23 protein-coding genes are annotated in these 22289 nt (G+C 74.5%); 10 read left to right on the top strand and 13 right to left on the bottom strand.

What is annotated here, in order from left to right; genetic code table 11:
• Nucleotide 1: 1 nt before the first annotated feature.
• The 5 genes from QWY28_RS17035 to QWY28_RS17015 form a co-directional block, all read right to left on the bottom strand.
• Nucleotides 2-1360, bottom strand: a complete 1359-nt coding sequence (locus QWY28_RS17035) for an aldehyde dehydrogenase family protein (protein ID WP_300953769.1) — start codon at nt 1358-1360, stop codon at nt 2-4.
• Complete coding sequence (locus tag QWY28_RS17030) at nt 1361-2746, bottom strand: glutamine synthetase family protein (RefSeq protein ID WP_300953768.1); 1386 nt, start codon at nt 2744-2746, stop codon at nt 1361-1363.
• 6 nt (nt 2747-2752) lie between these two features.
• Nucleotides 2753-3514, bottom strand: coding sequence for a FadR/GntR family transcriptional regulator (locus tag QWY28_RS17025; protein WP_300953767.1), 762 nt, complete (start codon nt 3512-3514; stop codon nt 2753-2755).
• Nucleotides 3511-5055: an amino acid permease gene (locus tag QWY28_RS17020; protein ID WP_300953766.1), complete on the bottom strand. Its 1545-nt coding sequence runs from the start codon at nt 5053-5055 to the stop codon at nt 3511-3513. The genes QWY28_RS17025 and QWY28_RS17020 overlap by 4 nt, the downstream gene beginning before the upstream one ends.
• 119 nt (nt 5056-5174) lie before the next feature.
• Nucleotides 5175-5672: a thioesterase family protein gene (locus QWY28_RS17015; RefSeq protein ID WP_300953765.1), complete on the bottom strand. Its 498-nt coding sequence runs from the start codon at nt 5670-5672 to the stop codon at nt 5175-5177.
• Nucleotides 5673-5751: 79 nt separating this feature from the next.
• Here QWY28_RS17015 and QWY28_RS17010 point away from each other — a divergent pair, with 79 nt between their 5' ends.
• The 4 genes from QWY28_RS17010 to QWY28_RS16995 are packed head-to-tail and all read left to right on the top strand — an operon-like array spanning nt 5752 to nt 11008.
• Complete coding sequence (locus QWY28_RS17010) at nt 5752-6822, top strand: PP2C family protein-serine/threonine phosphatase (RefSeq protein ID WP_300953764.1); 1071 nt, start codon at nt 5752-5754, stop codon at nt 6820-6822.
• 1 nt (nt 6823) lies between these two features.
• On the top strand, nt 6824-9541 hold the full coding sequence (locus QWY28_RS17005; RefSeq protein ID WP_300953763.1) for a hypothetical protein: 2718 nt from the start codon (nt 6824-6826) through the stop codon (nt 9539-9541).
• Nucleotides 9528-10373, top strand: coding sequence for an ABC transporter ATP-binding protein (locus tag QWY28_RS17000; RefSeq protein ID WP_300953762.1), 846 nt, complete (start codon nt 9528-9530; stop codon nt 10371-10373). Before QWY28_RS17005 ends, QWY28_RS17000 begins: the two co-directional genes overlap by 14 nt.
• Nucleotides 10370-11008: an ABC transporter ATP-binding protein gene (locus QWY28_RS16995; RefSeq protein WP_300953761.1), complete on the top strand. Its 639-nt coding sequence runs from the start codon at nt 10370-10372 to the stop codon at nt 11006-11008. The genes QWY28_RS17000 and QWY28_RS16995 overlap by 4 nt, the downstream gene beginning before the upstream one ends.
• A 4-nt stretch (nt 11009-11012) precedes the next feature.
• On the opposite strand, the gene QWY28_RS16990 is transcribed toward QWY28_RS16995, so the two are convergent.
• From QWY28_RS16990 to QWY28_RS16975, 4 genes are all read right to left on the bottom strand, one after another.
• Nucleotides 11013-11963, bottom strand: coding sequence for an ABC transporter ATP-binding protein (locus tag QWY28_RS16990; protein WP_300953760.1), 951 nt, complete (start codon nt 11961-11963; stop codon nt 11013-11015).
• A 98-nt stretch (nt 11964-12061) separates the two neighbouring features.
• Nucleotides 12062-12883 (bottom strand): ABC transporter permease, encoded by an 822-nt coding sequence (locus QWY28_RS16985; protein ID WP_300953759.1) that lies wholly within the window; start codon nt 12881-12883, stop codon nt 12062-12064.
• On the bottom strand, nt 12876-13676 hold the full coding sequence (locus QWY28_RS16980; RefSeq protein WP_300953758.1) for an ABC transporter permease: 801 nt from the start codon (nt 13674-13676) through the stop codon (nt 12876-12878). The genes QWY28_RS16985 and QWY28_RS16980 overlap by 8 nt, the downstream gene beginning before the upstream one ends.
• Nucleotides 13673-14275 carry a DUF2238 domain-containing protein gene (locus QWY28_RS16975; protein WP_300953757.1) on the bottom strand — a complete coding sequence of 201 codons (603 nt, stop codon included), beginning with the start codon at nt 14273-14275 and terminating at the stop codon, nt 13673-13675. The genes QWY28_RS16980 and QWY28_RS16975 overlap by 4 nt, the downstream gene beginning before the upstream one ends.
• Nucleotides 14276-14385: 110 nt before the next feature.
• Here QWY28_RS16975 and QWY28_RS16970 point away from each other — a divergent pair, with 110 nt between their 5' ends.
• Entirely contained in the window at nt 14386-15528 is a 1143-nt protein-coding gene (locus QWY28_RS16970) for an LLM class flavin-dependent oxidoreductase (protein ID WP_300953756.1), read from the top strand.
• Nucleotides 15525-16145: an FMN reductase gene (locus QWY28_RS16965; RefSeq protein WP_300953755.1), complete on the top strand. Its 621-nt coding sequence runs from the start codon at nt 15525-15527 to the stop codon at nt 16143-16145. The genes QWY28_RS16970 and QWY28_RS16965 overlap by 4 nt, the downstream gene beginning before the upstream one ends.
• 329 nt (nt 16146-16474) lie before the next feature.
• Here the strand turns inward: QWY28_RS16965 and QWY28_RS16960 are convergent, their stop codons facing one another.
• Nucleotides 16475-17008 (bottom strand): YbhB/YbcL family Raf kinase inhibitor-like protein, encoded by a 534-nt coding sequence (locus tag QWY28_RS16960; protein ID WP_300953754.1) that lies wholly within the window; start codon nt 17006-17008, stop codon nt 16475-16477.
• A gap of 95 nt (nt 17009-17103) precedes the next feature.
• Here QWY28_RS16960 and cobA point away from each other — a divergent pair, with 95 nt between their 5' ends.
• The 3 genes from cobA to QWY28_RS16945 are packed head-to-tail and all read left to right on the top strand — an operon-like array spanning nt 17104 to nt 19795.
• The gene (gene cobA, locus QWY28_RS16955; protein ID WP_300953753.1) at nt 17104-18366 is read left to right on the top strand and encodes a uroporphyrinogen-III C-methyltransferase; all 1263 of its coding nucleotides are present in this window, start codon (nt 17104-17106) and stop codon (nt 18364-18366) included.
• Nucleotides 18366-19169: a TrmH family RNA methyltransferase gene (locus tag QWY28_RS16950; protein ID WP_300953752.1), complete on the top strand. Its 804-nt coding sequence runs from the start codon at nt 18366-18368 to the stop codon at nt 19167-19169. Before cobA ends, QWY28_RS16950 begins: the two co-directional genes overlap by 1 nt.
• Nucleotides 19170-19189: 20 nt before the next feature.
• Nucleotides 19190-19795 (top strand): HIT family protein, encoded by a 606-nt coding sequence (locus tag QWY28_RS16945; protein WP_300953751.1) that lies wholly within the window; start codon nt 19190-19192, stop codon nt 19793-19795.
• Nucleotides 19796-19798: 3 nt separating this feature from the next.
• On the opposite strand, the gene QWY28_RS16940 is transcribed toward QWY28_RS16945, so the two are convergent.
• The gene (locus QWY28_RS16940; protein ID WP_300953750.1) at nt 19799-20377 is read right to left on the bottom strand and encodes a hemerythrin domain-containing protein; all 579 of its coding nucleotides are present in this window, start codon (nt 20375-20377) and stop codon (nt 19799-19801) included.
• Nucleotides 20378-20450: 73 nt separating this feature from the next.
• Nucleotides 20451-20999 carry a GNAT family N-acetyltransferase gene (locus tag QWY28_RS16935; protein ID WP_300953749.1) on the bottom strand — a complete coding sequence of 183 codons (549 nt, stop codon included), beginning with the start codon at nt 20997-20999 and terminating at the stop codon, nt 20451-20453.
• A gap of 235 nt (nt 21000-21234) precedes the next feature.
• Here QWY28_RS16935 and QWY28_RS16930 point away from each other — a divergent pair, with 235 nt between their 5' ends.
• A complete protein-coding gene (locus QWY28_RS16930) occupies nt 21235-22086 on the top strand; it encodes a resuscitation-promoting factor (RefSeq protein WP_300953748.1) in 852 nt (283 codons plus the stop codon).
• Here the strand turns inward: QWY28_RS16930 and QWY28_RS16925 are convergent.
• A partial coding sequence (locus QWY28_RS16925; protein ID WP_300953747.1) for a hypothetical protein occupies nt 22077-22289 on the bottom strand: 213 nt, incomplete at its 5' end. The genes QWY28_RS16930 and QWY28_RS16925 overlap by 10 nt on opposite strands.

The following is a 22289-nucleotide window of genomic DNA, read 5'->3' as shown; positions in this document are numbered from 1 at the left end:
GTCAGTGGGCGATGAAGACGTTCTTCTCCTCGGTGAACGCCATGGGGGCGTCCGGGCCGAGCTCGCGGCCGAGTCCGGACTGCTTGTAGCCGCCGAACGGCGTCCAGTAGCGGACCGAGGAGTGCGAGTTGACGCTGAGGTTGCCGGCCTCGACGGCCCGGGCGACGCGCAGCCCACGGCCGAGGTCGCGGGTGTAGATCGAACCGGACAGCCCGTAGTCGGTGTCGTTGGCGCGCGCCACGGCGTCGGCCTCGTCGTCGAACGGCATCACGGCGACGACCGGCCCGAAGACCTCCTCGCGCCAGATCCGCTGGCCCGGGTCGTCGACCGCCACGACGGACGGGGCGACCCAGAAGCCGTCCCCGCCGGGCGTGGAGCCTGCGATCGTCACGTCGACCTCGGAGAGGTAGCCCGCGACGGTGTCGCGCTGCCGGGCCGAGATCAGCGGCCCCATCTCCGAGGACTCGTCGGTCGGGTCGAGCACCCGCAGGCCCGTGACGGCCGGCTCGAGGAGCGAGAGGAACTCGTCGTACGCCGAGCGCTCGACGAGGATCCGCGAGCGGGCGCAGCAGTCCTGTCCGGCGTTGTCGAAGACGGCGTACGGCGCCGCCGCGGCCGCCGCGGCCAGGTCGGCGTCGGCAAAGACGATGTTGCTGCTCTTGCCGCCGAGCTCGAGGGTGACCCGCTTGACCTGCTCGGCGCAGCCGGCCATCACCCGCTTGCCGACCGCGGTCGAGCCGGTGAAGCAGACCTTGCGCACGAGCGGGTGGGTCACGAACCGCTCGCCGACCACGTCGCCGCGACCGGGCAGCACGGTGAGGACGCCCTCGGGGATGCCGGCCTCCAGGGCGAGCTCGGCGAGCCGCAGCGCGGTGAGCGGCGTCAGCTCGGCCGGCTTGAGCACGACGGTGTTGCCGGCGGCGAGCGCGGGGGCCATGCCCCACGCGGCGATCGGCATCGGGAAGTTCCAGGGCACGATGATCCCGACGACGCCGAGCGGCTCGTGGAAGGTCACGTCGGTGCCGCCGGCCACAGGGACCTGGCGGCCGAAGAGCCGCTCGGGAGCCCCGGCGTAGTAGTTCAGGCAGTCGCGGACGTTGCCGGCCTCCCAGCGGGCGTTGCCCCAGGTGTGGCCCGCGTTGCGGACCTCGATCTCGGCGAGCTCCTCGACGTGGGCGTCCACGACCGCGGCGTACCTGCGCAGCAGCGCGGCGCGCTCGCCGGGCGCGACGGCCCGCCAGGAGGCGAACGCCTCGTGGGCGCGGGCGATCGCGGCGTCGGCCTCCTCGACGGAGGCCAGCGGCACGTCGGTGATCGCGCGGGCGGTCGCGGGGTTGACGACGGTGAAGGTGTCAGTCACTCAAAGCCTCTCGAATCCGCGGACGAGCTCCCAGTCGGTGACGGCCGCGCGGTAGGCGGCCAGCTCGACGTCGGCCATGTTGACGTAGTGGTCGACGACCTCGTCGCCCAGGGCGGCCCGCGCGACCGCGGAGGTGGCGAAGACCTCGCGGGCCTCCGCCAGCGTCCCGGGGACCTTGGGCTTGTCGGAGGTGTAGGCGTTGCCGACGAGCTCGTCCTCGAGCGGCAGCTGCTGCTCGATGCCGTGCAGGCCGCCGGCGATCATCGCGGCCAGCGCGAGGTAGGGGTTGACGTCGGCTCCGGGGAGCCGGTTCTCCATCCGGGCGCCGGCGCCGCGGCCGACCAGGCGCACGGCGCAGGTGCGGTTGTCGGCGCCCCAGGCGATCGTCGTCGGCGCGAACGAGCCGTCGGCGAAGCGCTTGTAGGAGTTGATGTTCGGTGCGTAGAGCAGCGTGAAGTCGGGCGCGGTCGCCAGCACGCCGGCGACGAAGTGGTCGTAGAGCGGCGTCCTGGTCCCGGACTCCTCGTCCCAGAACACCAGCGACCCGTCGGTCCCGCGCAGGGAGAGGTGGATGTGGCAGGAGCTGCCCTCGCGGGCGTCGTACTTCGCCATGAACGTCAGCGACCTGCCCTGCTGCGCGGCGATCTCCTTGGCGACCGTCTTGTAGACCGCGTGGTTGTCGGCGGTGGTCAGCGCGTCGGCGTAGAGGAACCCGATCTCGTGCTGCCCGAGGTTGCACTCGCCCTTGGCGCCCTCGACGTCCAGCCCGGCGTCGTACATCGTGTTGCGGATCGCCCGCAGCAGCGGCTCGACGCGGGTGGTGCCCAGCACGGAGTAGTCGACGTTGTACTGGTTGACCGGCACCAGGCCGCGGTAGCCCGAGCGGTGCGCCTCCTCGTAGGTGGTCTCGAAGGCGATGAACTCCAGCTCCGTGCCCGAGAGGGCCGCCCAGCCCTGCTCGGCGCACCGGTCGAGCTGACGGCGCAGGACGGCACGCGGGTCCTGCACGACCGGCGCGTGCTCGCCGTCGTCGCCGGCCGGCCAGACCAGGTCGCACTGGACCATCGCGGTCGCGGGGAGGTGGGTCAGCCGGCGGATGGTGCGCTCGTCGAGGACCATCTCCATGTCGCCGTACCCGCGCTCCCAGGAGGAGATCGCGTAGCCGTCGACGGTGTTCATCTCCACGTCGACGGCTAGCAGGTAGTTGCAGCCCTCGGCGCCGTGGTCGAGCACGTGGTCGACGAAGTAGCGCCCGTGCAGCCGCTTGCCCTGCAGCCGGCCCTGCATGTCGGTGAAGGCGATCACGACGGTGTCGATCGTGCCGGCGTCGATCTCCGCGACGAGCTCCTCGCGGCTCAGGTGGCGGTCGTTCCTCTTCTGGTCCATGACGTCCTATCCCACCAGGCCGCGCAGCAGCGCGGCCGTGTCGTCGCAGTGCTCCTCCAACGCCCGGCGGGCGTGGTCGGCCTTGCCGGCCAGGATCGCGCGGACCACGGCGGCGTGCTGCCGGTCCGAGTGCGCGATGTTCGTGGGCAGGACCGGGATCGCCAGCAGCATCTCGTGCAGCGTCGCCTGCACCGACGTCACCGCCTCCACCATCCGTGGCGACCCCGTCAGCGTCGCCACGGTCAGGTGGAAGCGGGAGTCGGCCTGCCGGTGGTCCGCGGGGCGGGTCGCCGAGCGGACCGCGTCGTGCGCCTCCTCGAGCTGTGCGCGCGCCGCGTCGTCGAGGGGTACGCCGGCGGCGAGCGCGGCCGCGCCGGGCTCGACGACCCGCCGGAACTCCAGCGCGTCGAGCCGGTCGCGTCGGGTGGCCGGGTCGGTGCGTGCCGCGCGCCGGGCCGACGGCGTGCGCGGCTCGAGCGTCACCACCGTGCCGCCACCGCGGCCGCGGGTGGTCGCGACCAGCCCGGCCTGCCGCAGTGCGGCCATCGCCTCGCGCAGCGTCGCCCGCGAGACCTGCAGCCGCGCCGCCAGCTCGCGCTCGGGCGGCAGCGTGGTGCCTCGCGGGTAGACGCCGAGGCGGATCGCGGTTGCCAGCTGCTCCACGCACGCCTCGAAGGCGTGGTGGCCGCGCACGGGTCGCAGGACGGCGTCGGGGAGCCCCGCCCGGTCGGGGTCCCCCTGGGGGTGTGCGGCGCGGGCAGCGCTCACACGACCTCGTCCCGCGGCTTGGTGGTGTGCTCGTCCTTCATCCCGTGCATGAAGTTGGTCCGTCCGCCGGCGAACCACATGACCGTGGCGAGCACCAGCACGGCGAGCACGGCGACGGGGGCGTAGTTGAACGTGTCGACGGTGATCGGGCTGGCCGGCGGCAGGACGAAGAGGATGCAGATCAGCACGACCCAGGCGACCGCGACCCACCCGACGAGCGGGCTCCACCGGCCGAGGTTCCACGGGCCGGGGGTGAAGTCGGGGCTGAGGCGGCGCAGCAGCACCGGCACGACGTAGGCGATGTAGAGGCCGATGACCGCGATCGAGGTCACCGCGAAGTACGCCGTGGCGTTGAACAGGGCGGGGCTGGCCAGGAGGATCGAGAGCACGACGCAGAACCAGATGGAGTTGGTCGGCGTGCCGGTCCGCTTGTTGACCTTGGCCCAGATCCTGGAGCCGGGCAGCGCGTTGTCGCGGGAGAAGGCGAACGACATCCGGGAGTTGGCCGTCACCGACGCCATGCCGCAGAAGAACTGCGCCACGCAGACGATGAACAGCAGCAGCTTGGCGGTGAACGGGCTGTCGAGCGCGTCGAGGAACACCTGCGCCGGCGGCAGTCCGGTGTCGGAGGCCGCCAGGGCGGTCAACCCCTCCTCGGAGCCGTCGGGGATGGCGGCGGTGATGGAGTAGAGCAGCAGGAAGCCGCCGATGACCGACACGACGACGCTGAGCACGATGCCGCGCGGGGCGGCGATCTGCGCCTGCTTGGTCTCCTCGGCCACGTGGGCCGACGCGTCGTAGCCGGTGTAGGTGTACTGCGCCATCAGCAGGCCCATGAGCAGGACGTACGGCGCGAAGGTCCAGCCGGTCTCGTTGTGGTACTCCGTCAGCGTCCACGACACCGACTGGTGGGAGTCGGGCAGGATCCACAGGGCGCCGACGATGATCAGCGTCCCGAACACGTGCCACCACGCCGAGACGCTCGAGAGCAGGCTGACCAGGTTGACGCCGAAGGTGTTGAGCAGCGCGTGGACCACGATGATCGCCACGAACAGCAGGAACACCCGCTCGGGGGTCACCTGGACGTCCCACACCAGGTTGGCGAACGCCATCCAGGTCGTCGCGCAGCCGAAGTCGATGGCCGCGGTCACGGCGATCTCGCCGAGGAAGTTGAACCACCCGACGTACCACGCCCAGACGCGGCGGTTGGTCTTGGCCAGCTTGGCGGCCCAGAAGTAGAGGCCACCGGCGGTGGGGTAGCGCGAGCAGACCTCCGCCATCGCCAGGGCGACGCAGGTGACGAACAGGCCGACCACGACCCAGCCGATCGTCAGCGCCGCCGGCCCGCCGCTGCGCAGCGCGATGGCGTAGCTGGTGATGCAGCCGGCGAGGATCGAGATGATCGAGAACGACACCGCGAAGTTGGAGAACGCGGACATCCCGCGCGTCAGCTCCTGGGTGTAGCCCATCTCGGCGAGGACGCGGGCGTCCTCGTCCATGACCTCGTCGAGCGACTTGTCGGGCGCGGCGTCCTGGCTCATGGCGTCCTTTCCTGGCCGGGACGCGCGCCCCGGCCGGCGGTTGCCGCAGTGTGGCGCAGGCCGAGCGGGACGGTCAATGGTCTGGACTCAGACCATTGGACCGGTCCGCTGCACCAGGATCAGCGCAGGCCGAGGCAGCCGGAGACGTCAGGCTCCCAGGGCAGCTCGGCGTGCTCGGCGATCCGGCGGTCGAGCGCGGCGGCGACGTCCTCGGGCCACGGCGCGGTACGTCGCGTCGCCATGTCGATGTGGAGGAAGACCTCCTCCATCACGTAGCTGAGCCGCTCGTGGGTGTCGTCTAGCAGGTGCACGAGCACGTGCGCGGCGCGCTCGGAGCGGCCGAGCAGCCGCACGCGCGCCGACATCAGGTCGCCGGTCCGGAGCTCGGCGAGGTAGCTGAGGTGGTGCTCGGCGGAGAAGCAGGCGTGCCCGGAGGCCGGCCAGTTCTGCGGGATGCCGAGCTCGACGAGCGACTCGTCGAGCCCCTCGCTCGCGATGCCGGTGTAGTGGCGCACGTTGAGGTGGCCGTTGACGTCCTCGAAGGCCACCGGCACCGGTTGCTGGGCGTGGGCCGGCAGGGAGGCCAGCTGCTCGTAGCTGGGGCGTGGAGTGCTCACGCCTGGCGACCCTAGCGGCCGGGAGGGCCCCGGTGGAGAACCGCCGCGGCGGGGGACCGGCCGCACTAGTGTTCGCCGCGTGAGCCGGTCCGGGACGTTCGTCGACGACTGGCGCTCCGGATCGTGGGACAGCCAGCGTCGGGTCGTCGTGCTGCTGGGGATCGGGGTGCTGCTCGCCGGCCTGGTGTCGTGGGCGGACTACGAGACGCTGCCGGCGACGACGTACTTCGTGTGGCTGCTGCTCGGCATGCTCACGCTCCGCTTCGAGGCACTGCTGCCGCTGACCGGGCTGGTCCTGGTCGTCGCGCTGGCCGCGATGGTGCACGCGGGGCCGCTGACCGGCGCCCGCGTCGCGGTGGCCGCGACCCTGCTGGTCTCCTCGGCGCTGATCCTCTACCAGTCCAGCCGCCAGCGCAGTGGCCTGCCGGCGCCGTTGAGCGAGGCGCTGCTCGCCGAGCTCAAGGGGCGGCTGCAGGCGCAGGGGAAGGTGCCGCCGCTGCCGCCGGGCTGGTCGGCGCAGAGCGCGATGCTCGCCTCGCACGGAGCGGGGTACGCCGGCGACTTCCTGGTCGCCGACCTCACCGACGACGGCCGGCGCCTCGAGATGGTGCTGGTCGACGTGTGCGGCAAGGGCGTGGCGGTCGGTCCGCAGGCGCTGCAGTTCGCCGGCGCTCTCGGCGGACTGATCGGCGCGCTGCCGCCCGCGGAGCTGCTCCGCGCCGCCAACCGGTTCCTGCTCCGCCAGCGCTCCGACGAGTCCTTCGCGACCGCGGTGCACGTCCTGGTCGACCTCACCGACGGGGCGTGGACGGTGACCAGCGCCGGGCACCCGCCCGCACTGCGGTACGTCGCCGCCGACACGACCTGGCACGTCGACGGCGCCCGCGGGACGGCACTCGGCGTGGTGCCCGACCCCGAGCTGCACGCCAGCACCGGGACGCTCGGCCCCGGTGAGGCCCTGATGTTCTACACCGACGGCGTGGTGGAGTCCCGCGACACCGACCTCGACGAGGGGATCGCCTGGCTGCAGCGGACCGCGCGCCAGGCGGTGGCCCGCGGCTTCGCCGGTGCGGCGCGCCGCGTGCTCGCCGAGGTCCCGCGCGGGGACGACGACCGGGCGGTGCTCATCCTGCACCGGGCCGGCGGCTGACGTGCGTCCCCGTCGGCACCCGCTGTTGACCGCGGCGCCGGTCCGGCTGGCGCACTCGCCCGGCTGGCTGGCGCTCGTGCTGCTGGCCGGCTCCTTGCTCGTGGCCTCGGTCGTGGCGCCGGCGCTGTTCGCGACCAGCGCGCGCACGGCGGCGCTCGACGCGCGCCTCGACGCGGCCGCGGCCGAGCCCGCCCCGGGGGCGTCCGCCGACGTACGCGCCTCGTGGACCGGCGTGCTGCCGCCCACCGCCGAGGAGCTGGTCCTCGCCGAGCTCGACGCCCTGTCCGGGCACGGCCCACCGGTGCTGGGCGCCGCCGCGACCGCGCAGGACCGCCGGCTGCGGTCGGTCGTGCGGGTCGGCGGCACGGCCGTCGGCGCCGCGCTCTTCTTCCACGACGGGGTCGTCGAGGCGCTCGGTGGCGACGAGGGCGAGCGGGGCGTGTGGCTGCCGGCCGACGTCGCCGCCCGGCTCGGCGTGGCCCCGGGGGACCGGCTGCGGGTCGGGCTGGAGAGCGTGACGCCGGGCTCCGCGCAGAGCCGCTCGACGCCCGCCACGCTGGCCGGGACCTACGAGACCGAGCCGGGCTCGGTGCTCCCTGCGGCCGTCGCCGAGGTGCCCGGGAGCGGGGAGTGGGTGCTGCCGCTGGACCCGTCCCTCCCGGGGTCCGCGAGCCCGCTCGTGATCACCGGCCGGGAGACGTTCGCCGCCCTGGCCCGCGCGATCGACGAGGAGCCGTTGTACGCCGCGGACCTGGCGGTCGCGCCGGACCTGGACCCGGACGGCGCCGAGGCCGCGGTGGCCGAGCTGCAGCGGCTCGCGGTCGAGGCGTTCGACGACACGACGGACCTGGCGCGGGCGACCGATCGGGCCGTGCCGTTGCCGACCCGGCTCGAGGTGGCCTCGGGACTGCCGGACGTGGTGGACGACGCGGGTGCGGCCGCGGCGAGCGCCGAGCGCCAGGTCGGTCCCTACGCGACGTCCGGCCAGGTGCTCGCCGCCGCGCTGCTGGTCACCGCGTGGGTGCTGGTCGGGCGCAGCCGCCGCCGCGAGGGCGCGCTCGCCGCGGGACTCGGCGTGCACCCGGCGATGGTCGGTGGCCTCACGGTCCTCGAGCTGGCGCCACCCGCCGTGGTGGCCGTGCCGGTCGGCACGGGTCTCGCCCTGCTCGCGATCGCGGTCGCCGGGCCGCCCGCCGACCTCGGCCCGGGCGACCTGGTCGCCGGCGACCTGGCCCTCGCGGCCCTCGGCGGCGGGCTCGTCGTGCTCCTGCCGGCGCTCGTCGCACTGGCCGGCGCGGTCCGGTCCGAGCCCGGCACGGGCAGCCGCCTCGGGGCACGGGTGCGCTCGGTGCCCTGGGAGCTGCTGGTGCTGGTCGCCACGGCCGTCGTGGTCGTCGCGGTGCTCTCGCTCGAGCCGTCCCGCCGGGGCGGCTCGCCCCTGACGACCGTCCTGCCGCTGCTCGTCGCGGCCTCCGCGGCCGCGCTCGTGGCGCGGCTGGCGCCGCTCGTCCGCCTGCCGGGCGCCCGACCCGGCGGCCCGCGGTGGCTCGCCGCCCGGCGCTCCGCCGGGGCCGGGGGCCCGGAGCGTGCGTTGACCGCGGTCCTGGCGGTGACGCTCGGGCTGTTCGCCTACACCCTGGCCGTGCACCGCGGGCTGGTCGACGGGGCCGAGGACAAGGTCGCCGCGCTCGTGGGCGCCCCGACCGCCGCCTCGGTCGACGAGGGGTTGCGGGGGACCGGCAAGCGGGTGCTGGAGCCGCCGGTCGAGGGCTCCACGCTGGTGTGGCGGCAGCGCGTCACCCTGCCGCCGACGTTCGGTGCGCAGCAGCTGATGACGATCGACCCGGCGACGTTCGCGGCGGTCGCGGACTGGGGCGCGACCGGGACGCTCGAGGCCGGGCGGCCGCTGGTCGAGCGGCTCGACGAGGGCGACGCCGGCGTCGTACCGGTCCTGCTCGCCGGCGACACCGACCGCGAGGTCGGCGACCGGGGGACGCTCGAGGTCAACGAGGAGGTCGCCCTGCCGTACCTCGTCGTCGCCGTCCTGCCCGCCTTCCCCGGCTCCGAGGCCGGGACCGGCGACGCGGCCGTCGTGGCGAGCAGCCGTCGCGTCTTCCCGCTGCTGCCCCCGAACCTCGATCCCCGCGACCCGCTCTCGGTCGACAGCGCCGGGCCGTTCACCGCCGAGGTCTGGTCCGCGGCCCCACCGGGTGACCTGCGGGCCCAGCTGCGCTCCGTCGACCTCCCGCCGGCGGAGGTCGTCACCACGGCGGGCGCCGCGGTCGGCCAGGGGCTCGTCGCGACGGCGTGGGCGGCGCAGTACGTCGTCGTGCTGGGCCTGGTCGTGCTGCTGCTCGCCCTCGCGGTGGTGCTGGCGCTCGGCCTGCGCCTGGCGGACCGGGACGCGGTCGCCGACGTGCTGCTCGCCCGGATGGGGTGGCGGCCCCGCCAGCTGGCCGCGGCCCGGACCTGGGAGGTGGTCCGCGCGGTCCTGACCGCGGCGGCGGCCACGGTGGTCTCGACGGCCGCGCTGCTGCTGGCCCCCAGCCTGGTCGACCAGGTCAGCGAGGTGCTGCCGGTCAGCCGGCCGCGCCTCGGCACGCCGGAGCTGGCGGCGGTGGTGGGCCTCGCGGCGGCGTCGGTGGGCGCGGCCGCGCTGGTGGGTCTGGTCCGCGCCCGGCGGCGCACGAGTGCGGAGGTGCTGCGTGGCAACGGCTGAGCCGCTCGTCCCGTCCGGGCCGGCGGTGGTGGCGAGCGACCTGACGCGCGTCTACCGCTCGGCGACGGGGGAGACCTACGCGCTCCGGGGCGTCGACCTGACGATCGGCGGCGGCACCCTGACCGTCGTCGCCGGGCCTTCCGGCAGCGGGAAGAGCAGCCTGCTGACCCTCGTCTCGGCGCGCGAGCGGCCGAGCGCGGGCGAGCTCTCGGTGCTCGGCAGCGACGTCGCGGGCGCCCCGACCCCGGTGCTGCGACGCCTGCGGCACCGCCGGATCGGCTACGTCCCGCAGCGCGCGTCCACGGGTCTCTTCCCGCACCTGACCGCCGCCGACCATGTCCGGCAGGTCGCGACGTGGCGCCGCGCCGGCGGTGACGAGGTCGACGACGTGCTCGCCTCGGTCGGCCTCGCGGCGCGCGCCGGCCACCGGCCCGCGAGCATGTCCGGGGGCGAGCAGCAGCGGCTCGCCGTCGCGATGGCGCTGGTCGGCCGGCCCTCGCTCGTCGTCGCCGACGAGCCCACCGCCGAGCTCGACCACGGCAACGCCGACCTCGTCCTCGACGCGCTCGACGGAGTAGCGCGGGCCGGCAGCGCGGTCGTCGTCAGCAGCCACGACGCCCGGGTGACCGAGCGCGCCGGCCGCCTGCTGCGGCTGCGCGACGGGGTGCTCTCCAGCGAGACCGACCGGGCGCGGGAGACGGTTGCGGTCATCGACTCCGCCGGCCGGCTGCAGCTGCCGCCGGCCCTGCTGGAGCGGTTCCCCTCCCGTCGGGTCGTCGTCGAGGCCGACGGCCACCACGTCCGCCTGCGAGCGCCGGAGGACCCGTCGTGAGCGGGCTCGAGCTGCGCGGCGTGAGCCACGGGTACGGCGCCGGCAGCCGTCGCGTGACCGTGCTGCACGACGTCACGCTGGCGGTCGCGCCCGGCGAGCTGGTCGCGCTGCTCGGCCCCTCCGGGTCGGGCAAGACGACCGTGTGCCACCTGTCGGCCGGCTTCGAGGAGCCGGACGTCGGCACCGTCGCCGTCGACGGCCGGCCGCCGGGCGCCGCCGGTGACTGGTCGCTCGTCGCGGTCGTGCCGCAGCAGCACGGCCTGGTCGACGGGCTCGGGGTCGAGGAGAACGTGCTCCTGCCGACGTACCGCTCGACCGGCACGGCGGTCCCCTTCGCGCGCCTGGCCGACGAGCTGGACCTCGGAGCGTTCGCGCACCGGCGGGTCGGGGAGACCTCCCTCGGCGAGCAGCAGCGGGTCGCGGTCGCCCGCGGCCTGGTGCTGGCCCCGCGCGTGCTCGTGCTCGACGAGCCCACGGGCCACCAGGACGACGAGCGGGCCGACCTGGTCACCGCGGCCCTCGCGCGGGCCGCCCGGGCCGGGAGCGCCGTCCTGGTCTCCAGCCACGACCCGCGGGTCCGCGAGGTCGCCGACCGGGTGCTGCGCCTCGACGAGGGCCGGCTGCTCGAGGAGTGAGCGCTCAGCCTCCGGCGTACAGCTCGCGGATGACGTCCTCGATGGCCGGCTCCTGGAGGGAGAGGTCCGCGACGTCGTAGGCCGCGGCCACCGCGGCGACGACGGGCGCGGCGCTCGCGTCGGCCGGGAACGACAGCCACTGGCGCGGCCCCTCGACCCGGTCGGTGCTGGCGCCGGGGACGTCGATCGGCGGCGCCTCGTCGACGAGGTCGACCACGAGCGTGCGCCGCGCGCCGCCGCCCGAGCGCAGCCCGGCCAGCGGGCCGTCGAAGACGAGCGTGCCGTGGTCGACGACCATCACCCGCGAGCACAGTGCCTCGATGTCCTGCAGGTCGTGGGTGGTCAGCAGCAGGGTGGTGCCGCGCTCGTCGTTGAGCGCCCGGAGGAACTCCCGCAGCCGGCCCTTGCTCACCACGTCCAGCCCGATGGTCGGCTCGTCGAGGTAGAGGATGTCGGGGTCGTGCAGCAGCGCGGCGGTGATGTCGCCGCGCATCCGCTGGCCCAGGCTCAGCTGCCGCACCGGGGTGTCGAGGAGGTCGCCGAGGGCGAGCAGCTCGACGTACCGGTCCAGGTTGCGCCGGTACGTCGCCGGGGGCACGCGGTAGATCCGCTGCAGCAGCTCGAAGGAGTCGCGCAGCGGCAGGTCCCACCACAGGGTCGTGCGCTGCCCGAAGACCACGCCGATCCGACGCGCCAGCTCGGTGCGCCGGGCGCTCGGGTCGAGACCGGCCACGCGCAGGTGGCCCGCGGTCGGGACGAGGATGCCGGTGAGCATCTTGATGGTGGTCGACTTGCCCGCGCCGTTCGGCCCGATGTAGCCGACCATCTCCCCGGCCTCGATCGAGAACGAGAGGTCCCGCACGGCGTGGACGGTGGACCGCTCGCGCCGGAGCCGGCCGGCCCGGCGACGTACCGCGAAGGTGCGCTCCAGGTCCCGGGCCTCGATGATCGACATGCGGCCTCCAGATGCGTCCACCCGCGACCTCGGGGTCCCCGAGGCGTTGTCCGACGGAGGAGCGTAGCGGGGGAGTCGGGGAACGTCGTGGGCTGAGTTCAGCTCCCGGTGGACTCGTAGTGGCGGACACCGGCGCGCCAGACCAGCGCGGCGACGCCGCACAGGAGGAGCGCCGGCAGCGGCCCGGCGACCTGCAGCCAGGCGGGCAGGCCGAAGGGGTCGTCGCGGCCGAGGAGGTACAGGCAGGGGTACCAGTTCACGAACGCGACCGGCAGCACGAAGGTCAGCATCTTGACCAGCTCGCCGGGGAAGACGGTGAGCGGGTACTGCGTGAGCACGTTGCCGCCGTAGGTGAACGCGTTGGCGAACTCGCTGGAGTCGGCGGTCCAGAACTGCACGCTGGCGAAGGTCACGAACAAGCAGAAGAAGACCACCGATGCCGTGAGGACCATGCCGATCGCGACGAGCAGGCGCGCCGGGCTCCAGTCGACGGCGCCGAACCCGTAGGCCAGCACGGCGCTCGCCTGGGCGATCCGCCCGAGCCGGCGCAGCTGGAAGCGGTCGGCGCAGACCTGGACCAGCAGCGGCACGGGTCGCACCAGCATGACGTCGAGGGACCCGGTGCGGACGTGCTGCCCGACCTGCTCGACGCTGCCGATGAGCAGGTCGGCGACCCCGATGCCGATGCCCGACGCGCCGTAGAGCAGCGCCACCTCCTGCAGGCCGAACCCGCCGAGCCCGTCGATGGTCCCGAAGAGGATCCACACGCCGACGAAGTCCAGCGCGGTGGTGAAGAACGCGCCGATCGTCATCGTCCAGAACGACACCGGGTAGGCCAGCGACGCGCGGATCCACATCCGGGCGATCCGTCCGTAGAGCCGCACCGGCTCGAGCGCCCGCGCGGGCACCGGCTCAGCCACCCTGGACCACCACCTTCCGGGTCGCGCGGGTCAGCACGACCGCGCACAGCGCCAGCAGCGCGCCCGCCCAGAAGACCTGCAGGCCGAGACCGCCGAGCGTGGACCAGCCGGTGCGCTCGCCGAGCCAGATGTCGGCCGGGGTCTGCAGGAAGGAGGCCCACGGCAGCACGAGCGCCACCTCGCGCAGCCCGTCGGGGAAGATCACCAGCGGGACGGCCATGCCGGACAGGAACGTCGCCAGCACCACCGCGAGGAGCCGCGGGCCGGTCGCGTCGAGCAGCCAGAAGGCGAGCGCCGCGACGAGGAAGCGCATCGTGAAGCTGACGACCACGGCGAGCGCCACGCTGAGGAGCACCGCGACGGCGGTGACCGGGCCGTCCGGCGCGCTGATGTCGAAGAGCAGCGCACCGACCAGGAGCGGGACCAGCCCGCGGGTGAGCAGGTGGTACGCCGCGCGGCCGAGGTCGCCGGCGAGGTACCACCCGATGAGCCCCACCGGCCGGTAGAGGTCGATCACCACGTCCCCGGTACGGATCCGCTCGGCCAGCTCCTCGGTGGTGCCACCGCCCCAGAGCGCGACCGTCATGATCAGCGCCTGGCCGAGCCACACGTAGGTCACCGCGTCCTGCGAGGAGTAGCCGCCGGCGCCGGGCGCGGCGGCCCAGACCGCGAGGTAGACGTAGCTGTAGATCACGCCGAAGACGCAGTTGGTGAAGATGCCCGACAGCGTCGCCGCGCGGTAGGTCGAGTAGCGCCGGAAGGCCCGTCGCGCGATCGCGAGCCAGAGGCTCACGGGTCGGTCCGCGCGGGCCCCCGGGCGCCCGCCCGCGCCAGGGTGTGGGCGACGAGCAGGCCGGCGACCAGCGCCCCGAGGGTGCCCAGCGTCTCGTCGCCGAGGGTGTCCTCGTAGGCGGTGCCGGCCTCGGTGCCGTGGCGGATGAAGGTGAACCACTCGCCGAGCTCCCAGCCGATCGCGAGCACCGCGCCGAGACCGGTCACCAGGGCGACCACCGCCCACCGCGGCTCGACCGCGCGGCACAGCAGCAGCCCGAGCCCCGCGCAGAGCAGCAACCAGTTGGCGAAGTGGTTGAGGTCGTCCCACCACACCACCGCGTCGTAGAGGTCGAGGCTGTTGCCGGTCACGTCGACCAGGAACGGGAGCATCACCAGCGTGAACGCGCCGTACGGCGCCGCCGACCGCACCGCACGGCGGCGGTCCACAAGCCACCACACGGCCGGCGCGAGCAGCATCAGGACGGGATAGGCGACCAGCCGCGCGCCGAACGCCTTGCCCTCGAACCGCTCGATCCCGGGCACCCACTGCGCGACGGCGAGCTGGGCGACGGTCGCCACGAGGACCAGGACCGGGACCCACCACGACACGCGACGCACCGGCGCATCCTCGCGGAATACCGTGGCAGGATCACCGGTTGACACGGATAGTTCGGCTTTCAACCACCATTCGAGCACTCCGCGACATCCGCGAGGAACGAGGCAGGGCCATGCAGATCGGCATCTTCAGCGTCGGCGACGTGACGACGGACCCCACCACGGGTCGCACGCCGACCGAGCACGAGCGGATCAAGGCGACGGTCGCGATCGCCAAGAAGGCCGAGGAGGTCGGTCTCGACGTCTTCGCCACCGGCGAGCACCACAACCCGCCGTTCATCTCCTCCAACCCCACCGCGACGCTCGCCTACATCGGCGCGCAGACCGAGCGGATCGTGCTGTCGACCGCGACCACGCTGATCACCACCACCGACCCGGTGCTGATCGCCGAGGACTACGCGAAGATCCAGCACCTCACCGACGGCCGCGTCGACCTGATGATGGGCCGCGGCAACACCGGCCCGGTCTACCCCTGGTTCGGCAAGGACATCCGCCAGGGCATCAACCTGGCGATCGAGAACTACGCGCTCCTGCACCGCCTGTGGCGCGAGGACGTCGTCGACTGGTCCGGCCGGTTCCGCACCCCGCTGCAGGGCTACACCTCGACGCCGCGGCCGCTGGACGGCGTGCCCCCCTTCGTGTGGCACGGGTCCATCCGCAGCCCCGAGATCGCCGAGCAGGCGGCGTACTACGGCGACGGGTTCTTCCACAACCACATCTTCTGGCCGGCCTCGCACACCCAGCAGATGGTCGACCTCTACCGCCGTCGCTTCGAGCACTACGGCCACGGCCCCGCCGACACCGCGATCGTCGGCCTGGGCGGTCAGTTCTTCATGCGGCCCAACAGCCAGGACGCGGTCGCAGAGTTCCGCCCGTACTTCGACAACGCCCCGGTCTACGGCCACGGGCCCTCGCTGGAGGACTTCACCGAGGCCACCCCGCTGACCGTCGGCTCGCCCCAGCAGGTGCTGGAGCGGACGCTGTCGTTCCGCGACTACGTCGGCGACTACCAGCGCCAGCTGTTCCTCGTCGACCACGCCGGCCTGCCGCTGAAGACGGTGCTCGAGCAGCTCGACCTGCTCGGCGAGATCCTCCCCGAGATGCGCAAGGGCTTCGCCGAGGGCCGGCCCGCGCACGTCCCGGACGCCCCCACCCACGGCTCGCTGGTCGCCGCCGCCGGCGGCGCCCACGACTCCACGGTGTACGCCGCCGCCGACTCCGCCACGGGTCACCGCGCCGAGGACGTGCTGGCATGACCAGGCTGGTCGTCGTCTCCGCGGGCCTGTCGAACCCCTCGTCGACGCGGCTGCTGGCCGACCGGCTGGCCGCCGCGACGAGCGAGGCGCTCGCGGAGGCCACCGTCACCCAGGTCGAGCTGCGCGACCTGGCCCACCAGCTCACCGACCACCTGCTCACCGGCTTCCCGGGCCCCGAGCTGGCTGCCGCGATCGCCGCGGTGCGGGACGCCGACGGGCTGGTCGTCGTGACGCCGGTGTTCTCCGCGTCGTACTCCGGCCTGTTCAAGACGTTCTTCGACGTCCTCGAGCCGGGCACGCTCGACGGCACCCCGGTGCTCGTCGCGGCCACCGCCGGCACCGCCCGGCACTCCCTGGTGCTCGAGCACGCGCTGCGGCCGCTGTTCGCCTACCTGAGGGCCGTCGTCGTCCCGACCGGCGTCTTCGCCGCCACCGAGGACTTCGCCAGCCCCGACCTGGAGCAGCGGATCACCCGCGCCGCCGGCGAGCTGGCCGCCCTCGTGGGCAAGGTCAGCCCCGCCGACGCCGCGGGCTCACCTCTGCGGCGCACCGTCGACGACGAGCTCGCCGAGCCCACGCCGTTCGAGGAGCTCCTCCGCCGGGCGTCCGCTGGTTGAGCAGCGAGCGCCAGCGCCTCCGCTGGTCGAGCAGCGAGCGCCAGCGAGCGTGTCGAGACCCGGTCATGCGCTGGTTGAGCAGCGAGCGCCAGCGCCACCGCTGGTTGAGCAGCGAGCGCCAGCGAGCGTGTCGAAACCCGGCGACGGTGGCTACGGCCCTGCGCCCCACCGCTGGTTGAGCAGCGAGCGCCAGCGAGCGTGTCGAAGCCCGGTGAGGGTGGCTACGGCCCTGCGTCCGTCACCGGGTCTCGACACACCGGTCGCGACCTCGTACCTCGGTCGCGCGGCTCGCTCGACCACCATCGGCGAGTCCGCTGACGCCTCCTCGCTCAGTGCTGGTAGGTCCCGTGGAGGATCGCGCGGCCGGCGGTCTTGAACGCCAGGTTGAACGACACGACGGCGGGCGAGGCGTCGGAGTCGACCCCGAGGGTCTCCTCGGTGACCGCGTGGACGACGAAGAAGTAGCGGTGCACCTGGTCGCCCTGCGGCGGCGCCGCGCCGGTGAACGCCTTCGAGCCGCCGTCGTTGCGGCACATGAACGCGCTGCCCGGCAGGTCCGAGCCCTCGGCGCCGATGCCGGCGGGCAGCTCGGTCACGTCGGCCGGCACGTCGACGAGCACCCAGTGCCAGAAGCCGCTCGGCGTCGGCGCGTCCGGGTCGAAGCAGGTGATCGTGTAGCTCCGCGTGCCCTCCGGTGCGCCCGACCACGACAGCTGCGGCGAGGTGTCCCCACCGTCGGCGACCTGGGCGTCGTCCAGCGGCTGCCCGTCGGTGACGTCGGTGCTGGCGACGGTGAACGACGGCACGGCCGGCAGCAGCTCGTAGGGGTTCGGGGTCACCGGGCGGTCGAGGGACGAGGTCATGGCGCTCCTATCGCAGGGGACGGTCGTGGCCGAACGTAGTCCGGTCCCCGAACCCGTACCACCGGCCGCCGGCCCCCACACGCGAGAATGTGGGGGTGGACGACTTCCCGACGTACCCCGCGGGCCTGCGCCTCGCCGACCGCCGCGTCGTCGTGGTCGGGGGCGGTCACGTCGCGCAGCGCCGCGTGCCGCACCTGATCGCGGCCGGCGCCGACGTCCACGTCGTGGCCCCGCAGGTCACGCCCGCGATCGAGGGCCTGGTCGGCTCCGGTGAGGTGACCTGGCACGAGCGCGGCTTCGAGGACGCCGATCTCGACGACACCTGGTACTGCATCGCGGCGACCGACCTGCCGACCGTCAACGAGCGGGTCAGCCGCGCCGCCGAGGCGCGCCGCGTCTTCTGCGTCCGCGCCGACGACGCGACCCGGGCGACCGCCTGGACCCCGGCGACCGGCCGCCACGACGGCGTCACCGTGGCGGTCCTCTGCAACCGCGAGCCGCAGCGCTCGGCACGGATCCGCGACGAGGTCGTCGAGCAGATGCGCGAGGGCCTCCTGGGCTCGCGCCGCCAGCGGAGCCGTACGCCGGGCGTCGTGCTGGTCGGCGGGGGGCCGGGTGACCCGGAGCTGATCTCGGTGGCCGGCCGCAAGGCGCTCATGGACGCCGACGTGGTGGTGGCCGACCGGCTGGCCCCGCGCGAGCTGCTGGGCGACCTGCCGGCCGACGTGGAGCTGGTCGACGTGGCCAAGCTGCCCCGCGGGCGCAGCGCCCAGCAGGAGGAGATCAACCGGGTCATCGTCGAGCGGGCGCTGGCCGGCAAGCGCGTGGTCCGGTTCAAGGGCGGCGACAACTTCGTGTTCGGGCGCGGCTACGAGGAGGTCATCGCGTGCCGCGAGGCCGGCGTGCCGGTGACCGTCGTCCCGGGCCTCACGAGCCCCGTCTCGGTCCCGGCGGTCGCGGGGATCCCGGTGACCCACCGGGGGGTCGCCCACGAGTTCACCGTCATCTCCGGCCACCTGCCGCCAGGACACCCCGAGTCGCTGACCGCGTGGTCGGCCGTCGCCGGGCTCCGCGGGACGCTCGTGCTGATGATGGCCGTCCAGAACGCGCCCGCGATCGCCGACGCGCTCGTCGCCGGCGGCCGGGCGGCCTCCACGCCGGTCGCCGTGGTGTGCGACGGGACGATGCCGGGGGAGCGGACCGTGCTCGCGACCCTCGGCACGCTCGCCGACCGGCTGCAGGCCGAGCAGGTGAAGCCGCCGGCGATCATCGTCGTCGGCGACGTCGTCGCGGTCGCCCACCCCGGGCGCTTCGAGGCGCCCGACGCCGGGACCGACGCCGGGCCGGACGCGGTCTGATGGCGCGCCTCGTCGAGATCGACGACCCGGCCGACCCGCGGCTCGTCGACTACCGCGACCTGCGCGACGTCGAGCTCCGCAAGAACCTCGAGGCCGAGCACGGGCTGTTCCTCGCCGAGGGCGAGAAGGTCGTGCGGCGCGCCGTCGAGGGCGGCTTCACCCCACGCTCCTTCCTCATGGCGCCGCGGTGGCTCGACGGGCTCGCTGACGTGATCGACCGCTCCGACGCGCCCTGCTACGTGCTCTCCGAGGCGCTCGCGGAGCAGGTCACCGGCTTCCACGTCCACCGCGGCGCGCTCGCCTCGCTCGAGCGCCGCCCGCTGCCCAGCCCCGACGAGGTGCTCGCGGACGCGCGCTCGGTGCTCGTCCTGGAGGACGTCGTCGACCACACGAACGTCGGAGCGATCTTCCGCTCCGGCGCCGCCCTCGGGTTCGACGCGGTGCTCCTCGCGCCGCGGTGCGCCGACCCGCTCTACCGCCGGTCGATCAAGGTCGCGATGGGCACCGTCTTCGCCGTGCCGTGGACCCGGCTGCCGGACTGGCACGACGCGCTGCCGTCGCTCTCGGCGCGCGGCTTCACCACCGTCGCGCTGACCCTCGCGGCCGACTCCTCGCCCATCGAGGAGGCCGTGGCCGGGGTCGACAAGGTCGCGCTCGTGCTCGGCTCGGAGGGGCACGGCCTCTCCTCGCGGTGGGAGCAGGCCGCGGACCGGCGGGCGATCATCCCGATGGCCGAGGGCGTCGACTCGCTGAACGTCGCCGCCGCCACGGCGGTCGCCTGCTACGTTACCGCGCGGCGCTGACCGGTCCTAGGGTCGGCGGCATGGACCAGCAGCCGGCGGACTCGCCGTACCACCGCACGCTCCCGATCGGCGAGCGCCTGGACGCCTCGCCCCTCCTCGAGGGGCCCCTCACCAGCTTCGAGGACGTCCGGCTCCTGCCGCTCGCGCCGATGCTGGTGCCCGAGGAGCCGCGGCGCGGCGTCGAGGACCGGTCCGCCTGCCCGCACTGCACCCTGGGCCGGCACACGATCTGGGCCGACGACACCTGGCACGTCACCGCCGGCTGGACCCGGATGGGACTGCCGTACGTCGGCGGGCTGGCGCCCAACGAGCACTGCCGGCTCGACGACGCCCCGCCGCACGTGCTCGCCACGCTGGGCCCGCTGCTGCAGCGGCTCAGCCGGGCGGTCAAGCAGGTGCCGGGCGTCGCCCGCGTCCACTTCAGCCGCTGGGGCGACGGGTCGGAGCACTTCCACCTGTGGGCGCTGGCCCGCCCGGCGGGGATGATGCAGGGCCGGGGCGCGATGCTGGCGTTCTGGGACGACGTGCTCCCGGCCATGACGCCGGAGATGCAGGAGGAGCACCTGCGGATCGTCGCCGAGGCGCTCGCGGCGGACGGCGGGGCGGCGTACCCCGCCCGCGACTGACGATCAGCCGGTGACGGCCTTGACCGCGTCGCGGGCCCGGTCGACCAGCGAGGCGACGGGACCGGCGAGCCACTGGGCGGCGGGTGAGCCGGCGGTCGAGGGGTGAGGGTGGGTCGGGCCGACCGCCTCGGCGGCGAGCAGGGCCTTGCCCATGACCTGGCGCATCGGCTCGTCGCAGGTCTCCAGGATGCGGGGCAGCTCCTCGCGCTCCTCGGCCTCGGCGTGGCCGACGACCATCTCCTGGAACGCGGTGAACCGGGCGCCGAACTCCTCGCTCGTCGCGTCGAGGTCCTCGAGCTCGGCGAGGACGACGTTCGACTCGGCCTCCTCGCGGTTGCGGGCGTCGGCGACGTCGGCGTCGGTCCGCGCGGTGACCGGGCGGAGCACCATCTCCTCGGCCGTCTCGTGGACGGCGAGGAACGCGCGCAGGCGGTCGAACTCGTGCTGCTTGTGCTCCTCGCCCGCGCTCAGCACGGTCTGGAACATCTCGCGGATGCGGGCGTGCTGCTCGAGCAGGACGGCGACGACGTCGCCCTTCGGCAGCTCGGCGGCGCGGGCTCGCAGGTCGGCGGGCTCGGTCATGGGCGGGTGCTCCTTCCAGGGGGGCGGACACGAGCCGTGTACCCGTGCTCTCCACCAGCACACGCGACCGGCGTCACACCCCCCGTTCGAGGACCAGCTCGAGCCCGTCCTCCTCGTCCCACTGCTCGCCCACCTGCACGAAGCCGAACGGCGCGAGCACCGCGAGTGAGGCGGCATTGTCCGGCGAGACCGACGCCCGCACCACCCGTACCTCGGGGTCGCGGCGCGCCCGGTCGAGCATCGCGGCCACCGCGGCTCTCGCATGGCCCCGACTCCGCCGCGCCGGGTCGACCTTGTAGCCGATCTCCACCATCCCGTCCTCGTCCGGAGCGGCGTGGAAGCCGCCCTGGCCCACGACGACCTCCCCGACGCCCTCCCCGACGCCCTCCCCGCCGCTCGCGCCGCCGTCGCCGGATGCCCCCGCGACCAGCAGGCCGGTGACCCAGGCGGCGTCCTGCGGCGTGAGCAGGACCTGCTCGGCGCGCCGGCGCCACGTCGCGACGCAGCCCGGGTCGGTGAGCACGAAGTCGCTGAGTGGTACCGGCGACGCGGCGCGGGCGGCCGCGTGGTCGCCGGTGGCGAGGGCCTCGAGGGTGGCGGGGGAGAGGTGGACGACGCGCACGCCAGCAGCAGACCACCGCGGGCCGGCGCAGGTCCACCCCGGCCACGGGGCGACCGGGCGAGGTGCGCTGATTCGACCGGGCGCCGAGGCTCACGTACCGTCGACGGCCGTCCCGCCGGGCGGCCCACGCCGTCGTTCCGGTCGGGCTCCCGCGGCCGTAGCCGGCCGTGTCACGACCAGGAGACCCTCGCAGCACGGCGAGGGCGTCGAATCCCGTTTGGACCTCCCCATCCCCATGCCTTCCCTGCAGTCCGTCCCTTCCCTCCTGCCCGGCCGCCCGTCCCTGCGCGCGGCGACCTCGGGCCTCATGACGGCCGTCGTCCTCGCGCTGCTGCCGGCACCGGCCTCCGCCGAGGACCAGGTCGACGCACCGACCCCCGCCCCCGTCACCAGCACCGACAGCACCAGCGACACCACCGTCCGGCTCCGCGTCGGGTCGCGCGGCACCCGCTCGCTGCGGACGTCGGCCGACTGGGCCGCCGGACTCTTGCGCGAGCAGGGCGTCCGGGTCTCCCGGCGCGACCAGGTCCGCGTCGTCCGGGACGACCGCCGCGTCGCGGGCGACCGGCGCCGGCTCCGCGGCGGCGACACCGTCAAGGTGGTCCGGGTCGACCGCGAGGTCACCAGCCGCCGCGTCCGGCTCCGCGCCGGCGTCGAGGAGCGGCGTACGACGTCGCTGCGGCCCGGCCAGCGACGCGTCGTCCGCGACGGGCGGCCCGGCGTGCGCCGGGTGCGCGTCATCCGGGTGACCCACAACGAGCGCGTCGTCCGCCGCGCGGTCCGCAAGGACGTGCTGCGCGAGCCTCGGCCCCGCCGGGTGCTCGTCGGGGCCGCGCGCCGGTCCGTCCCGGGCGCGGACCACCTCGACTGGCGCGCCCTCGCCCGCTGCGAGTCGGGCGGCGACCCGCGCGCGGTCAACCCGGCCGGCTACTACGGCCTGTACCAGTTCGACGTCAGCACCTGGCGCAGCGTCGGCGGCGGCGGCATGCCGCACCGCGCGTCGGCGGGCGAGCAGACCTACCGCGCCAAGCTGCTCTACGGCCAGCGCGGTCGGTCGCCGTGGCCGCACTGCGGCCGTCACCTGTGACCTGCTGACCGAGGTCGCCGACCCGCCCCGCGGTCGTGTGCTCCGGACGCGCTGCGCCGCGTCGTCGGGCACACGACCGCGGTCGGCACCCCGATCGTCACCGCGGCCGGCACCGCGGCCGGCACCGCGGCCGGCACCGCGGCCGGCACCGCGGCCGGCACCGCGGCCGGCACCGCGGCCGGCACCGCGGCCGGCACCGCGGC

The sequence above is a fragment of the Nocardioides oceani genome, from assembly GCF_030412965.1.
Lineage (GTDB): Bacteria > Actinomycetota > Actinomycetes > Propionibacteriales > Nocardioidaceae > Nocardioides > Nocardioides oceani.
This window is presented reverse-complemented; position numbering and strand designations above follow the sequence as displayed.